This is a genomic window from Allobosea sp. TND4EK4 (assembly GCF_900156025.1).
In the GTDB taxonomy this organism is placed as follows: domain Bacteria; phylum Pseudomonadota; class Alphaproteobacteria; order Rhizobiales; family Beijerinckiaceae; genus Allobosea.
This window is the reverse complement of sequence record NZ_FTMO01000006.1, coordinates 81,033-96,166: the sequence shown is the minus strand read 5'-3', so window position 1 is coordinate 96,166 and position 15,134 is coordinate 81,033. Positions and strand designations below refer to the sequence as shown.

The following is a 15,134-nucleotide window of genomic DNA, read 5'->3' as shown; positions in this document are numbered from 1 at the left end:
AGATTCATTTCACCTGCATCGGCAGGCCGGCCACCATGAAGACCACGCTCGACGCCCGCGCCGCAAGCGCCTGATGGAGGCGCCCGGCCTCGTCGCGGAAGCGCCGGGCCAGCGCGTTGTCCGGCACGATGCCAAGCCCGACCTCGTTGGAGACCAGCACCAACGGAGCGCAAGCCCGCTCGCAGGCGGCGAGGAGGGCGGCGCCGGCAGCAGCCGTATCGCGTTCGGCGAGGATGAGATTGGTCAGCCAGAGCGTCAGGCAATCGCCCAGGATCGGCCGACCGGCATGGGCCGCGATCGCCTCGGGAAGCTCGAGCGGGGCGTCGACCGTCTCCCAGCCGCTCGGGCGGCGGGCGCGGTGCAGGGCGATGCGTTCGCGCATCTCCTCGTCCCAGGCCTGCGCGGTCGCGACATAGGTCCAGGGCGCCGGCAGCGCCTCGATCAACGCCTCGGCGTGGCGGCTCTTGCCGGAGCGGGCGCCGCCGAGAACGAGGGTGAGATGGGGAAGTTCACTCGGCATCAGATCGACTTCATGTCCTCACGCCCTCATTGCACAGCCCCCGCAGCAAGGCTAATGATGTTCGGGACGGTGCCTCCGCGAGGAGGTGAAAAGGGAACGCGGTGCAAGACCGCGGCTGCCCCCGCAACTGTAAGCGGCGAGTTCTGCGCCATCGGCCACTGGGAGCCATCCCGGGAAGGCGGAGCAGGATGCCTAGACCCGCGAGCCAGGAGACCTGCCGTCGACCCGCAACGATCCAACAGGCTGCCGGCGGGGCGGCTACGGAGAACAGTCATGAACACCGTCTCGGTTTCCATCCCCCAAAGCAGCGTCTCGGAGCGCGTGAAGGCCGTCGCGGCCGCGCTCGTGATCGGTCTCGCGCTGGTCTACACGACCGGTTTCGCGGCCTCGACGAGCGTGCACAACGCCGCGCACGACACCCGCCACGGCCTCGCTTTTCCCTGCCACTGAGGAAAAGCCATCATGGTCACGCGTGTTCTCACGGTCAGCCTGCTGGCCGGGCTTCTGGCTGGGCTCGTCATCGCCGCCCTTCAGCATGTCACCACCACACCGCTCATCCTGAAGGCGGAACGCTATGAAAGCGCGCTCGCCGCGCCTCCCGCCCCGCATGCTGCCCTGACCGGCGGCGCGCGCATCATCCTCGCCCATAGCGGCACCGATCACGCCGCAGGGGCCGAGCACGATGAATGGAAGCCCGCGGACGGCCTCCAGCGCCTGCTCTTCACCAGCGCCACGACCATCGGCACGGCGATCGGTTTCGCGGCGTTGCTGCTCGCCGGGATGATCGCGGCGGGCGACGCCATCGATCCGCGCCGGGCGCTGATCTGGGGTGCCTGCGGCTTCCTTGCCTTCGGCCTCGCGCCGGGGATGGGGCTCGCACCGGAATTGCCGGGCGCCGCTTCGGCCGCCTTGCAGGAGCGACAGATCTGGTGGCTCGGCACGGCCGCGGCGACAGGGACCGGGCTCTTCCTGTTCCTGCGCCACGAGGCGCCCTGGCTCAAGCTGCTGGCGGTCGCACTGATCCTGCTGCCGCATCTCGTCGGGGCGCCGCATGCGCCGACACCGGAAAGCAAGGTTCCGGCCGAGCTCGCCGCGCATTTCACCTCGCTCTCGCTCGGCATCCAGGCGGCGCTGTGGCTGGCGACCGCCTTCGCGGTCGGCACGCTCTGGCCGCGCATGGACCGGCGCATGGCCGCAGCGTGAGCGGCGCCGCCCCTGCGGGCGCCACTTCACAGAGGCAAGCCATGACCGAGGGCGACCTCGCCATCCAGGGCCGTGCCATCCAGGATCTCACGATCCATGTCTGCACGGCCTGCCGCCGCGCCCGCGCCGATCTCCCGGAAGGCTATGACCAGCCGGGCATTGCGCTCGCGGAGGCCCTGACCGCGCAGCTTTCGGCAAAGGGCAGCACGATTGCCGTGCTGCCCGTCGAATGCCTCGCCGTCTGCAAGAGGCCCTGCACCATCGCGCTCAGCAGCGAGGGCAAATGGACCTATCTGATCGGCGACCTCGACACCCAGACCCATCTCGACGAGATCGTCGGCGCGGCGGAGGCCTATGCCGCCAGCGCCAACGGCATCGTTCCCTGGAAAGAACGGCCGCAGTCCTTCCGCAAGGGCGTGGTCGCGCGCGTGCCGCCTCTGCCGGCGCGCCAGCAAGGATAAGCTCATGACCGACTCTTTGACCAAGACCGCACTGACCAAGACGCCCTGCACCATCGTCACCGGCTTCCTCGGGGCCGGAAAGACGACGCTGGTGCGGCATCTGCTCGAAAACGCCGAGGGCAAGAAGCTCGCCGTGCTCGTCAATGAATTTGGCGATCTCGGCTTCGACGGCGAGTTCCTGAAGGGCTGCGGCATCGCCGGCTGCTCGGAGGAGGACGTGGTCGAGCTGCCGAATGGCTGCATCTGCTGCACCGTGGCCGACGATTTCGTGCCGGCATTGGAAAAACTGCTGAACCGGGCCGAGCCCCCCGAGCATATCCTGATCGAGACCTCCGGCCTCGCCCTGCCCAAGCCGCTGGTGCAGGCCTTCAACTGGCCGGCGATCCGCGCCCGCGTCACCGTCGACGGTGTCATCGCGGTGGTCGACGGGCCGGCGGTGGCGGAAGGCCAGTTCGCCGACGACCCGCAGGCTCTCGCGGCCCAGCGCGCGGCCGATACCAATGTCGATCACGACAATCCGCTGGAAGAGGTGTTCGAGGACCAGATCCTCTGCGCCGACCTGATCCTGCTCAACAAGAGCGACCTCCTCGACGAGGCTGCCCGGGCGCGGGTGAAGGGGGAGATCGCCGCGCATCTGCCCAGGGCGATCAAGATCGTCGAGACCAGCCACGGCAAGGTCGAGCCCGCCTTGATCGTGGGCTTAAGCGCGGCTGCCGAGAGCGATCTGGCCGCGCGGCCCTCCCACCATGGCGAGGGCGAGCACGAGCACGACCATGACGATTTCGACTCCGTCGCGCTGCCGCTGCCGGCGGGCTTATCGCCGGAGGACCTGTCGGCCCGCGTCGCCAAGGCGGCCGAGGCGGATGGCGTGCTGCGGCTCAAGGGCTTCGCTTCCGTGCCGGGCAAGCCGATGCGCCTCGTGGTGCAGGGCGTCGGGCGGCGTGTCGGCCATCATTTCGACCGGCCCTGGGCGGCGAGCGAAGCGCGCGACGGCAAGCTGACCGTGATCGGCCTCAAGGGCTTCGATCTCAAGGCGGTGGAAGCCGCGCTCGCCGGAGCCTGACCGCGCCCCATGCACCTCCTGCCCACCAGCGAGATCAGGCTCGACGACGGCGAGGACGCCGTCGATCTTGGCCTGCCGCGGGGGGATGTGCTGGTGCTCTCCTTCGCCGACAGCGACCTTTCGGCGCTGGCGGCGGCGGCCGCTGGAGCAGGCACGCCGTCGGTCCGCCTCGCCTCGCTCAGGCGGCTGAAGCACCCGCTCTCGGTCGATCTCATGATCGGGAAGACCGCCTCGCAGTGCCGCTTCGTGCTGGTGCGCTGCCTCGGCGGGCTGGACTACTGGCGCTACGGCGTCGAGCAACTGGCGCGAACCTGCCGTGCGAAGGGCATTGCACTCGCCGTCCTGCCGGGAGACGACCGGGATGACGACCGGCTGGCGGAATACGGCACCGTGCCCGCCCTCTGCGCGCAGGCGATCCTCGGCTATTTCAGGGCCGGCGGCGCCGAGAACATGCGCCGGCTGCTGGCTGTGTCGGGACGATTCCTGGCCGCCACGAACGCGCCATTGCTCGCCGGCGGGTCCGTTCCGGACCAACTGCCCGACCCCGCCGCTCTGGCGCCGGTCCCGCTGCCCCCGCTCTTCGCGCTGGACGAGGCGGCCAGACCGCTGCCCTGGCGGGACGCGCTGGCGGTCTTGCCGCGGGACAGGCCCCTCGTCCCGATCCTGCTCTACCGCTCCGGCATCGCCGCCGGAGACACCGCCATGGCCGAGGCGCTTGCGGCGGCCCTGGCCGCGCGCGGGCTGGCGCCGCTGCCGCTCGCCCTGACGGGCCTGAAGGATCCTGCGGTGCTGGCGGAACTGGCGGCGCTGACGGCCGCTGCCAAGCCGGCGCTGATCGTCGCCACCACCGGCTTCTCCGCCCGTGAGGATGACGGCTTCGCGCTCGATGGCGGCGATTGCCCGATCCTGCAGGCGGTGCCGGTCGGCAGCCCGCGCGACGCCTGGGCGGCTTCCCCGCGGGGTCTCTCCGCCACCGACCTCGCCATGCAGGTGGCGCTGCCGGAATTCGACGGGCGCATCGGTGCGATCCCCGTCGCCTTCAAGGCGGAGACGGTCGATCCGGGAACGGGGCTCGCGATCCGCCGGCTCGTGCCCGATCACGACGGTGTCGCGGCTCTGGCCGATCTCGCTGCCGGCTGGATCGGGCTGGCGCGCAAGCCCATCGCTGATCGCAGGCTCGCGCTGGTGATGTCGGATTACCCCGCTCGCGGGGGCCGGGCCGGATTTGCCGTCGGGCTCGACACGCCGGCAAGTGTGGCGGCGATCCGGGCGTTGCTGGCGGAGGCGGGATATCAGGTGGAGGCGCCCTCGGAGCGCGCGGATCCGACCGAAGGCGCGCGGCTGATGCAGGTCCTGACCGCCGGCCCCGCCGACCTTGCCCTCCCCCTTGCCGCCTATCGCGACTGGCTGGGCACCATCCCCGCCGCCGCGCGCCAGGCTCTGCTCGCCGCCCATGGCGAGCCGGAGACCGACCCCGCCTGCCATGACGGGGTCTTCCGCTTTCGCGCCGTGCGCTTCGGCACCCTCGCTGTCGCGCTGCAGCCGCCGCGCGACGCCACGCCCGACCGCAAGGCGCGCTATCACGACCCGGACGCGCCGCCTTGCCATGGCTATCTCGCCTTCTACCTCGCGCTGCGTCGCAGCGAGGCCATCGATGCGCTGATCCATCTCGGCACGCATGGCACGACGGAGTGGCTGCCGGGCAAGGCGGTGGCGCTTTCGGCCGCGTGCTGGCCACGCCTGGCGGTCGGCGGGCTGCCGGTGATCTACCCCTATGTGGTCGACGACCCCGGCGAGGCCGCGCCGGCCAAGCGCCGGCTCTCGGCGGTGACGCTCGGCCATCTGCCGCCCCCGCTCGCGGCGAGCGAAGCGGCGGGCGAAACCGCCCTGCTGCGCGATCTCGTCGAGGAATTCAGCCAGGCGCAGATGCTCGACCCGCGCCGGGCCGATCTCGTCGCGGCGGAGATCCTGTCCCGGGCCGAGGCAAGCGGGCTCGCAGCCTCCTGCGGCGTCACGCCGGGCATGGCGATGAGCGAGGCGTTGACCCGGCTCGACGCGCATCTCTGCGACATCGCCGAACTGCCCTTCCGCGACGGGCTGCACGTCTTCGGGCACTCCGAGATCGACCCGGCTTCGGCCGCAAACGAACGGGAAAGCCTCCTTGCCGCGCTCGGCGGCCGCTTCGTGCCGCCCGGACCCGCCGGCTCGCCGCATCGCGGCCGGCCGGACGTGCTTCCGACCGGGCGCAACCTCTCGACGCTCGACCCGCGTGCCATTCCCACGCGCGCCGCCGCGCGACTCGGAAAGCTCGCGGCGCAGGCAGTCGTCTCGCGGCACCTGCAGGAGCATGGCGATTATCCGCGCCGCATCGTGATGGATCTCTGGGCCTCGCCGACGCTGCGCTCCGGCGGCGAGGACATCGCCCATGTGCTGGCGCTGATGGGGGTGGAGCCGCTCTGGGACACCGCCTCGACCCGCGTCACCGGCTTTTCCGTCACCCCCCAGCCGAAGCTCGCCTTTCCCCGGCTCGACGTGACGGTCCGGATTTCGGGGACTTTCCGCGACACGTTTCCCGCGCAGATCGGGCTGATCGACCAGGCGGCCCAAGCCGTCGCCGCGCTGGACGAGAGCGACGAATGGAACGAGCTGGCGGCGGCGCGGCGGCGCGGCGAGCAGGCTGCGCGCATCTTCGGCGCCGCGCCCGGCCGCTACGGCGCGGCGATGGCCGACCGGGCTCTCGACGGCGTGTGGAGCGAGCGAGCCGAGCTGGGTGCGGCTTACCTCGCGGCGTCGGACCATGCCTATGGCGGGCCGGAGGGAACGGCGGCGGCAGATGCCGGTTTCGCCGGACGTATCCGAGCGGCCGACGCCTTCATCCATGTCAGCGACACGCCCGGCCGCGATATCCTGGAGGCGACGAGCGCGGCCGACGCCATCGGCGGGCTGGCAGCCGCGGCGAAGGCGCTCGGCGCCGAGCCCGCCCTCTACAGCCTCGACAGCTCGCAGCCGGAGGCGCCCAAGGCCCGCATGCTGGCCGAGGACATCGCCCGCATCGTGCATGGCCGGCTGACGCATCCGCGCTGGATTTCCGCCCAGCTCGCCCATGGCTGGCGCGGCGCGGCGGAACTCGCCGAGGCCTGCGACACGCTGTTCGTCTTCGCGGCGAGCACGGATGCGGTCTCGGACGGGCTGTTCGAGGCGGTCTTCCAGGCGTGGTGCGCCGATGCGCAGGTCTGGGCCGCGATCGAGGCCGCCAATGCGCCGGCCGCCGCCGCAATCCGCGCCCGCCTCACTGACGCCGCACGCCGGGGCCTGTGGACCAGCCGGCGCAATTCCGTCGGCGCCTTCCTGGCGCGGGAGGCAGCGGAATGAGCGAGGCGGCAAGAGACGCCATGCGCCGCGGCTGGTGCCCGAGCACGCTGAAGCCGATGGAAACCGGCGATGGCTGGCTGGTGCGGCTCTACCCGCCGGGCGCACGGCTGACGCCGCAGCAGCTCGGGCGGATCGCGGCTCTGGCGCTGGCGCATGGCAACGGACTGGTCGAGATCAGCGCCCGCGCCAGCCTGCAGTTGCGCGGCGTGACGGCCCTGAGCCATCCGAGGCTGGTCGATGACCTTCTGGCGGAGGGACTGCTGGACGAGCCCGACCGCGACGGTCCGAAGCGGATCACGCTGGTTTCGCCGCTGGCGGGCCTCCCTCGCCTCGACGCCGTTCTCCCGATCGACGCCTTCGCCCTTGCCGAACGGATCGAGGCCGCCGCCCGGACCATCGAAGGGCTGCCGCCGAAATGCACGGTGATCGTCGATGATGGCGGCCCGTCCTCGCTGGACGGCATCGCCGGCGACATCCGCCTCGTCGGGGCGGGAGGCGGGCGGATCGTCCTGAGCCTGGCGGACGGCCCGTGCTACGGGCCTCTGGCCGAAGGCGAGGCCCCGGACCTCGTCGCCGCGATCCTGCGCCGCTTCGCCGCGCTGCGACGGGCGGCGCCCGAGCGCATTCGCCGCCTGCGCGACCTGCCGGCCGATGCGCTGTCGGGGCTCGTCGACCTGCCGGACGCCGCCGCGCCGGCCCCGCGCCCCGCGCCACGATGCGCGGGGCTTTTTTCCCAGTCCGATGGGCGCGTCACGGCGCTGATCGCCCTGCCCTTCGGCCGCAGCCGGGCGGAGATGCTCGCCGCTCTGGCGCAGGCCGTGCGGGACGAGCCGGCCGAGATCAGGCCATCGCCCTGGCGCGGGCTCGCTTTCCGGGGGCTGTCGCCGGCTGCGGCCGGGGCGCTTCTCGCGCGGGCACAAGCGCAGGGGCTGATCGTCGACGACAGCGATCCGCGGCTGTCGGTGCAGGCCTGTGCGGGCAGCCCGGCCTGCACGCGGGCGCAGGCGCCCGCCGCGGCCGATGCCGACAGGCTGGCCGGCACGCTCGCCGCGCTGCTGCGCGAGGGCCTCGATCTGCACGTCTCCGGCTGCGCCAAGGGCTGCGCCCATCCGGCGGCGGCCGACCTCACCCTGACCGGGCGGGACGGGCGCTATGAGGTCGTCATGGAGGGCCGCGCCGGGGATGCGCCGCTCGCGACGCTTGACCTGCCGGCGCTGCTGGCGCGATTGCAGCCGGGACAGGATTGGCACGCGCGCCTTGAGGCGCGCGGGACGAGGCGGAACCGTTGAGCAGGGCCTACGATTACATCCAGGACGGCGCGGCGATCTATGAGCGCTCCTTCGCGATCATCCGGGCCGAGGCCGAGCTGGCGCGCTTCTCGGGCGTCGCCGAGCGCGTGGTCGTGCGGATGATCCATGCCTGCGGGATGACCGACCTGCCGCGCGACGTCGAAATGTCGGCCGATTTCGCCGAGGCTGCCCGCAACGTGCTGAGAGGCGGGGCGCCGATCCTCTGCGATGCCAAGATGGTCGCCAACGGCGTGACCCGGGCGCGGCTGCCGGCCGGCAACGACGTGCTCTGCACGCTCGACGATCCGCAGGTTCCGACGCTCGCCAGCGAGATGGGCACGACGCGCTCCGCCGCCGCGATGGAGCTGTGGCGGCCGCGCCTCGCCGGCTCGCTCGTCGTGATCGGCAATGCGCCGACGTCCCTCTTCCGCCTGCTGGAGATGCTGGATGCCGGCGCGCCGAAGCCGGCGGCGGTGATCGGCATCCCGGTCGGCTTCGTCGGAGCAGCGGAATCCAAGGCGGCGCTGGCGCAGGACGGGCGCGTGCCCTTCCTCGTCGTGCATGGACGGCGCGGCGGCTCGGCGATGGCGGCAGCGGCCGTCAACGCGCTGGCGCAGGACAAGGAATAGCGCGTTGAGCGGGACGATGCCTGCCAGGACCCTGCTCTACGGCGTCGGCCTCGGCCCCGGCGCGGCCGACCTCATGTCCGTGCGAGCCCGCAATGTCATCCTGTCCGCCGACAGGCTGGTGCATTTCTGCAAGCGCGGCCGGCGCGGCAATGCCCGGACCACGGCGGACGCGGTGATCGCGCCCGATCCGGCCCGCGAGATCGTCCTGACCTATCCGGTCACGGTCGAGGCCGAGGTCGGCGACCCCGCCTATGACGGGCCGATCGCCGCCTTCTACGAGGAGGTGGCCGAGCAACTCGCCAGCGAGATGGAGGCGGGGCGCGTGCTCGCCGTGCTCTGCGACGGGGACCCCTTCTTCTACGGCTCCTTCATGCATCTGTGGCGGCGGCTGTCGCCGCGCTTCCCGACCGAGATCGTGCCGGGCATCCCCGCCATGGCGGGAGGATGGGCGGCGGCGGGCGCGCCGATCACCTGGGGCGACGACGTGATGACGGTGCTGCCCGGCACGTTGCCCGAGGCCGAGCTGACGCGCCGCCTGGCCGACACGGACGCCGCCGTGATCATGAAGCTCGGCCGCCATCTGCCGAAGGTGCGCCGGGCGCTGACCGCGGCCGGCCTTGCCGCGCGGGCGATCTATGTCGAGCGCGCCACCATGGCCCAGCAGGCGGTCTGCCGGCTCAGCGAGAAGGCGGACGACGAGGCGCCCTATTTCGCGCTGGTGCTGGTGCCGGGCGAAGGGCGCCGGCTGTGAGCGGCTCGCTCACCATCGTCGGCCTCGGCCCGGGCACGCCGGAATGGATCACGCCGGCGGCGCAGGCCGCGCTCGCGGCGGCGAGCGATCTCGTCGGCTATGGCCCTTATCTCGACCGGGTGCCGGAGCGTGCGGGGCGGACGAAACATGCCTCCGACAACCGCGTCGAGGTCGAGCGCGCGGCGCATGCGCTGCGGCTGGCGGCCGAAGGCAGACGGGTCGCGGTGGTTTCGGGGGGCGATCCCGGCGTCTTCGCCATGGCCGCGGCCGTGTTCGAGGCGCTCGAGGCGGGTCCGGAGCCATGGCGCGCGATCGCCATTACCGTCGAACCCGGCATCACCGCGATGCTGGCGGCAGCGGCGCGGGCGGGGGCGCCGCTGGGCGGCGATTTCTGCGCGATCTCGCTCTCGGACAATCTCAAGCCCTGGGAGGTGGTGACCGCCCGGATCGAGGCGGCGCTCGCCGCCGATTTCGTGATCTGCCTCTACAACCCGATCTCGAAGGCGCGGCCCTGGCAGCTCGGCAAGGCGCTGGAACTGGCGGCGGCGCGGCGCGACGCCTCGACGCCGGTGCTCTTCGCCCGGGCCGTCGGGCGGCCGGACGAGGCGCTGCGCGTGCTGACGCTGGCCGAGGCCGTCGCGGCCGCCGACACGGCCGACATGGCGACGCTGGTGATGATCGGGGCTTCGAGCACGCGGCTGATCGCGCGCGAGGGCGCCGCGCCTTACGTCTACACGCCGCGCTCGGTGACGAAGAGCCCCTGCGCCACCAGCCAGGGCAGGACCTGATCGATATGGTCGACGGTCTCGACATCCGGCTTGGGCGGGCGCTCCACCATCACCACCGGCAGGGACAACCGGCGCGCCGCCACGAGCTTGCCGACCGTCGCCGGCCCGCCGGAATTCTTGCTGACCAGGACCTCGACACCCTCCTGGCGCATCAGCGCCTCCTCGTCCTCGGCCGTAAAGGGGCCACGGGCGAGGATGACATCGGCATGGGGCACCGGCAGCCGGTCGCCGATCGGCTCGATCGCGCGGACCAGATAGCGGTGCTGCGGCGCGTCCGCGAAAGCGGGCAGCTCGAGCCTTCCGATCGTCAGGAAGACGCGGCGGGCTTCCGGCCCCAGCGCCTCGGCCGCCGCCTGTATATCCGGGACGCAGGTCCAGCGGTCGCCGTCCTGCGGCCTCCAGCTCTCGCGGCGGATCGCCAGCAGCGGCACGCCCTCGGCCTTGCAGGCATGCTCGGCATGGAAGGGCATGATCGCCGCGAAGGGATGGGTCGCGTCGATGACGGCGACGATGCCCTCCTCGACCAGATAGCGCCGCAGGCCCTCGACGCCGCCGAAGCCGCCGATGCGGACCGGCAGGTTGCTCGGGCGGGGGTCGACGGTATGGCCCGCAAGCGAGATGATGGCGCGGATTTCGGGCGCCTGCTCGGCCAGGAGCTGGTCGAGCGCGGCAGCTTCGCTCGTTCCGCCGAGGATGAGGACGGTCATGGCAACAGTCTTGCGTGAATCGGATGAGCTGTCGAGCCGGACGGCGCAGCCCTGGCTCAGCCTGATCGGGCTGGGGGAGGACGGGGCAGCGGGCCTGTGCCGCGAGGCGCTGACGGCGCTGAACGAGGCCGAAATCGTCTTCGGCGGGGAGCGGCATATCGCGCTGGTCGGCTCCGTGCCCGGCGAATTGCGACCCTGGCCGCAGCCCTTCCGCAATGCGCTGCCGCAGATCCTCAAGGAGCGTGGCCGCAAGGTCTGCGTGCTCGCGACCAGCGACCCGTTTCATTACGGCATCGGCAACAGCCTGAGCCGGGCGATCCCCGCCAGCGAGATGCGGATCATCCCGCAGCTCTCCTCCTTCTCCATGGCCTGCACCCGCATGCGCTGGCCGCAGGAGGAGTGCGCGCTGGTCTCGCTGCACGGACGCACGCTCTACCGCATCGTGCCGCATCTCCAGCCCGGCGCGCGCGTCCTCGCCCTGTCCTGGGACGAGACGACTCCGAGGGCCGTCGCCGAGCTGCTGACCGCGCGCGGCATGGGCTCTGCGCGCATCGTGGTGATGGAAGCGCTGGGCGGGCCGAAGGAGCGCATCCGCGAGAGCCGGGCCGACGATTTCGCGCTCGACGAGGTGGTGCCGCTCAACCTGATCGCGGTCGAGATCGGCGAAGCCCGCGATGCGCGCATCCTGCCGCTGGCACCGGGGCTGGACGAGGACTGGTTCGCCCATGACGGGCAGATCACCAAATCGGAAATCCGCGCGATCACGCTCTCGGCGCTGGCGCCACGCGCGGGCGAACTGCTCTGGGATGTCGGGGCCGGCTCAGGCTCCGTCGCGGTCGAATGGTGCCAGCGCCATCTCCGCAACCGCGCCATCGCCTTCGAGGCGAAGACGGAACGGGCCGAGCGGGTCCGCCGCAACGCTCTGGAGCTGGGCGGGCTTTCGATCGAGATCGCGGGTGCCGCGCCGGCCGCGCTGGTCGGCCGCGAGCCGCCGGACGCCGTGTTCATCGGCGGCGGGCTGACGGAAGACGGGCTGTTCGAGGCCGCGTGGGCGGCGCTGAAACCCGGCGGCCGGCTGGTCGCCAATGTCGTCACCATCGAGGGCGAGGCACGGCTCGCGGCGCTGCATGCCCTGCATGGCGGTTCGCTGCGCCGCATCTCGATCGACCGGCTCGCACCCGTCGGCGGCAAGCATGGCTGGCGGCCGGCCATGCCGGTGACGCAGTGGCGGGTGGAGAAGCCGTGAGCGGGCGCCTCATCGCCGGCATCGGCATCCGGCCCGGCACGGAGGCCGCCGACATCCTCGCCTGCCTGGACGAGGCGCTGGCGCAGGCGCGGCTCGCCGGCAGCGCGGTGCCGCGCCTTGCGACCCTCGCCAGCCGCGCCAGCGAGGTGGGAATGATCGCGGCAGCCGCCGCCCGCGACGCCCAGCTGATCGCCATTCCCGACGAGGCGCTGAAGGGCTTCGAAGCCTCCTGCGCCACGCGCTCGACGCGTATCGCCTCGCTCTATGGCGTCGGCTCGGTGGCGGAGGCCGCGGCGCTCGCCGCCGCCGGGCCGGGAGGAACCCTGGTGCAGCCTCGCATCGCCACCGCCCGGGTCACCTGCGCGCTGGCGCGCGCGGTGTCGTAGAGCCATGACGATCCATTTCATCGGCGCCGGCCCCGGCGCGCCCGACCTCATCACCCTGCGGGGGCGAGACCTGATCGCGGCCTGCCCCGTCTGCCTCCATGCGGGATCGCTGGTCCCTCAGGCGATGCTGGGCTGGTGCCCGCCCGGCGCGCGCATCGTCGACACCGCCCCGCTCGATCTCGACGCGATCATCGCCGAAATGCAGGCCGCCGACGCGGCGGGACAGGATGTGGCGCGGCTGCATTCCGGCGATCTCTCGATCTGGAGCGCTTGCGCCGAGCAATACCGCCGGCTCGATGCGCTCGGCATTCCCTATACGGTGACGCCGGGCGTGCCGGCCTTCGCGGCCGCGGCGGCGGCCCTGAAGCGCGAGCTGACGCTGCCGGGCGTCGCGCAATCGCTCGTCCTGACCCGCACCTCGGGCCGCGCCTCGGTCATGCCGGAGCGGGAGAAGCTGGCGGCTTTCGCGGCCTCGGGCGCGACGCTCGCCATCCATCTCTCGATCCATGTCGTCGAGCAGGTGGTGGTGGAGCTGACGCCCTTCTACGGCGCGGATTGCCCCGTCGCCGTCGTGTTCCGCGCCTCCTGGCCGGAGGAGACGGTGCTCGCCGGCACGCTCGGCGACATCGCGGCACAGGTGCGGGCGAGCGCGCTGGAGCGGACCGCGCTGATCCTGGTGGGGCCGGCGCTGGCGGCGCGGGATTTCGGCGAGAGCGCGCTCTATTCGGTCGATTACGACCGCCGCTTCCGGCCGCGGGGCGGGGCATGACCGCGGCCGGCCTCATCATCGGCGCGCCGCGCTCGGGCTCGGGCAAGACCACGATCACGCTCGGCCTGCAGCGCGCGCTGGCGCGGCGCGGGCTGACCGTGCGCGGGCTGAAATGCGGGCCGGACTATATCGACCCCGCCTTCCATGCGGCGGCGACCGGCGCTCCCAGCGCCAATCTCGATTCCTATGCGATGCCGCCGGGCCTCCTGGCGCGGATTGCCGGCGAGGCGGCGGCGCAGGCAGACCTCGTCATCGCCGAGGGCTCGATGGGGCTGTTCGACGCGGTTCCCGGCCCCGCGGGCCGGACCGGTGCGGGCGCCGACATCGCCGCCATGACCGGCTGGCCGGTGATCCTCGTCATCGACGTGTCCGGGGCGGCGCAGTCGGCCGCTGCGGTGGCGCTGGGCTGCCAGGCCTATGACCCGCGCATCCGCATCGCCGGGGTGATCCTCAACAAGGTCGCCAGCGCGCGGCACGAGCGGCTGGTGCGGCAGGGCATGGAGCGGATCGGCCTGCCCGTTCTCGGCGCGCTGCCGCGCGAGGCAAGCCTGATCCTGCCCGAACGCCATCTCGGCCTCGTCCAGGCCGGCGAGACCGCGGACCTCCACGCCCGGCTCGACGGGCTGGCCGATGCGGTCGCCGCCGCCATCGATCTCGACGCCGTTCTGGCGGCCGCGGCCACCTCGCAGCCGACGGCGGCCGAAGGCGGAGACGCAACGCCCGCCCTGCCCGCCCCCGGCCGGCGGGTCGCGATCGCGCGCGATGCCGCCTTCTCCTTCATCTATCCGCATGTCGAGGCCGGCTGGCGCGCGGCGGGGGCCGAGCTCATTTCGTTCTCGCCGCTCGCGGACGAGGCGCCGCCCGACACCTGCGACGCCTGCTGGCTGCCGGGCGGCTATCCCGAGCTGCATGCCGGCCGGATCGCCGGCGCCGGCCGTTTCCTGGACGGCTTGCGCCGCTTCGCCGAAGCGCGGCCGGTTCATGGCGAATGCGGCGGCTACATGGTGCTCGGCGCCAGCCTGATCGATGCGGACGGCGCGACGCATGCGATGGCCGGGCTGCTCTCGGTCGAAACCTCCTTCGCCAAGCGGAAGATGAATCTCGGCTATCGCCGGGCTGTGCTGGAGGCCGGCGGGCCGCTCGGCCCGGCCGGCGCGACGCTGACCGGGCATGAATTCCACTATGCCAGCATCGTCACGCAGGGCGAGGACCCGCCCTTCGCGACCGTCACGGATCCGCATGGCTCGGCCCCCGCCCCGGCCGGCAGCCGACGCGGGCTCGTCACCGGCTCCTTCTTCCACGCCATCGCGACGGCGGAGCCCGTGTGAGCGCCCCGCCGATCTTCGACGCCGCCTTCGCGGCACAATTCGAGACGTTGCTGCGCTGGCGGCGCGATGTGCGCCGCTTCCGCCGGGACGCGCTGCCCGCGGGAGTGGTCGAGGCGCTGCTGGAACTGGCGGTGCTCTCCCCCTCCGTCGGCCATTCGCAGCCTGCGCGCTGGCTGCGCGTCACCGACCCGGCGCAGCGGCAAGCGGTCCAGGAGAGCTTCACCCGCTGCAACGAGGCGGCGCTGGCCGCATACGATGGAGAGCGGGCGCGGCTCTATGCCAGCCTCAAGCTCGAAGGGCTGAAGGAGGCGCCTGAGCAGATCGCCGTGTTCTGCGACCATGGCACGCCGCGCGGCCACGGGCTCGGCCGGCAGACCATGCCGGAGATGCTGGACTACTCGGTCGTGGCGGCGATCACGCAGCTCTGGCTCGCCGCGCGCCTTCGCGGCGTCGGCCTCGGCTGGGTTTCGATCCTCGATCCCGTCGAGGTGGCCGCAGCCCTTGGCGTGCCGCCGGGCTGGAAGCTGATCGCCTATCTCTGCCTCGGCTGGCCGGAGCAGGAGAGCGAAACGCCAGACCTCATCCGTGCCGGCTGGGAAGACGGGCGCTGACGGCCAGAACG

16 protein-coding genes and 1 riboswitch are annotated in these 15,134 nt (G+C 72.4%); of the genes, 14 read left to right on the top strand and 2 right to left on the bottom strand.

From position 1 onward, the window contains the following. Positions 1–4: 4 nt before the first annotated feature. On the bottom strand, positions 5–520 hold the full coding sequence (gene cobU, locus BW981_RS12770; protein WP_076439706.1) for a bifunctional adenosylcobinamide kinase/adenosylcobinamide-phosphate guanylyltransferase: 516 nt from the start codon (positions 518–520) through the stop codon (positions 5–7). A 50-nt stretch (positions 521–570) separates the two neighbouring features. Continuing rightward, a riboswitch (cobalamin riboswitch) is annotated at positions 571–757 on the top strand. Positions 758–793: 36 nt separating this feature from the next. Here cobU and BW981_RS12765 point away from each other — a divergent pair. From BW981_RS12765 to cobJ, 9 genes are read left to right on the top strand one after another with little or no spacing between them, the layout of a single operon-like run. After that, positions 794–970, top strand: coding sequence for a CbtB domain-containing protein (locus BW981_RS12765; protein WP_076439704.1), 177 nt, complete (start codon positions 794–796; stop codon positions 968–970). 12 nt (positions 971–982) lie between these two features. Further along, on the top strand, positions 983–1,723 hold the full coding sequence (locus tag BW981_RS12760; RefSeq protein WP_076439702.1) for a CbtA family protein: 741 nt from the start codon (positions 983–985) through the stop codon (positions 1,721–1,723). A gap of 41 nt (positions 1,724–1,764) precedes the next feature. Next, the gene (locus BW981_RS12755; RefSeq protein WP_076439700.1) at positions 1,765–2,184 is read left to right on the top strand and encodes a DUF1636 family protein; all 420 of its coding nucleotides are present in this window, start codon (positions 1,765–1,767) and stop codon (positions 2,182–2,184) included. A 4-nt stretch (positions 2,185–2,188) separates the two neighbouring features. Continuing rightward, positions 2,189–3,247: a cobalamin biosynthesis protein CobW gene (gene cobW / locus BW981_RS12750; protein ID WP_076439698.1), complete on the top strand. Its 1,059-nt coding sequence runs from the start codon at positions 2,189–2,191 to the stop codon at positions 3,245–3,247. 9 nt (positions 3,248–3,256) lie between these two features. After that, positions 3,257–6,619, top strand: coding sequence for a cobaltochelatase subunit CobN (gene cobN, locus BW981_RS12745; protein ID WP_076439696.1), 3,363 nt, complete (start codon positions 3,257–3,259; stop codon positions 6,617–6,619). Continuing rightward, complete coding sequence (cobG, locus tag BW981_RS12740) at positions 6,616–7,908, top strand: precorrin-3B synthase (protein ID WP_076439694.1); 1,293 nt, start codon at positions 6,616–6,618, stop codon at positions 7,906–7,908. The genes cobN and cobG overlap by 4 nt, the downstream gene beginning before the upstream one ends. Continuing rightward, positions 7,905–8,537, top strand: coding sequence for a precorrin-8X methylmutase (locus BW981_RS12735; protein ID WP_076439692.1), 633 nt, complete (start codon positions 7,905–7,907; stop codon positions 8,535–8,537). The genes cobG and BW981_RS12735 overlap by 4 nt, the downstream gene beginning before the upstream one ends. A 16-nt stretch (positions 8,538–8,553) precedes the next feature. Then, the gene (locus tag BW981_RS12730) at positions 8,554–9,288 is read left to right on the top strand and encodes a precorrin-2 C(20)-methyltransferase (protein ID WP_083712326.1); all 735 of its coding nucleotides are present in this window, start codon (positions 8,554–8,556) and stop codon (positions 9,286–9,288) included. Further along, positions 9,285–10,076, top strand: coding sequence for a precorrin-3B C(17)-methyltransferase (gene cobJ, locus BW981_RS12725; protein ID WP_076439687.1), 792 nt, complete (start codon positions 9,285–9,287; stop codon positions 10,074–10,076). The genes BW981_RS12730 and cobJ overlap by 4 nt, the downstream gene beginning before the upstream one ends. Here cobJ and BW981_RS12720 read toward each other — a convergent pair. Next, positions 10,019–10,783, bottom strand: coding sequence for a cobalt-precorrin-6A reductase (locus tag BW981_RS12720; protein WP_076439685.1), 765 nt, complete (start codon positions 10,781–10,783; stop codon positions 10,019–10,021). The two genes, cobJ and BW981_RS12720, sit on opposite strands and share 58 nt — an antisense overlap. Here BW981_RS12720 and cbiE point away from each other — a divergent pair. Genes cbiE through bluB form a run of 5 tightly spaced genes read left to right on the top strand, consistent with a single transcriptional unit; the run spans position 10,782 to position 15,123 of the window. Beyond that, the gene (gene cbiE, locus BW981_RS12715; protein ID WP_076439683.1) at positions 10,782–12,029 is read left to right on the top strand and encodes a precorrin-6y C5,15-methyltransferase (decarboxylating) subunit CbiE; all 1,248 of its coding nucleotides are present in this window, start codon (positions 10,782–10,784) and stop codon (positions 12,027–12,029) included. The genes BW981_RS12720 and cbiE overlap by 2 nt on opposite strands. Further along, on the top strand, positions 12,026–12,415 hold the full coding sequence (locus BW981_RS12710; RefSeq protein WP_244560309.1) for a cobalamin biosynthesis protein: 390 nt from the start codon (positions 12,026–12,028) through the stop codon (positions 12,413–12,415). Before cbiE ends, BW981_RS12710 begins: the two co-directional genes overlap by 4 nt. A 4-nt stretch (positions 12,416–12,419) precedes the next feature. Next, a complete protein-coding gene (gene cobM / locus BW981_RS12705; RefSeq protein ID WP_076439679.1) occupies positions 12,420–13,184 on the top strand; it encodes a precorrin-4 C(11)-methyltransferase in 765 nt (254 codons plus the stop codon). Then, positions 13,181–14,512: a cobyrinate a,c-diamide synthase gene (locus tag BW981_RS12700; RefSeq protein ID WP_076439677.1), complete on the top strand. Its 1,332-nt coding sequence runs from the start codon at positions 13,181–13,183 to the stop codon at positions 14,510–14,512. The genes cobM and BW981_RS12700 overlap by 4 nt, the downstream gene beginning before the upstream one ends. Further along, the gene (gene bluB / locus BW981_RS12695) at positions 14,509–15,123 is read left to right on the top strand and encodes a 5,6-dimethylbenzimidazole synthase (protein ID WP_175624118.1); all 615 of its coding nucleotides are present in this window, start codon (positions 14,509–14,511) and stop codon (positions 15,121–15,123) included. Before BW981_RS12700 ends, bluB begins: the two co-directional genes overlap by 4 nt. Positions 15,124–15,134 lie beyond the last annotated feature (11 nt).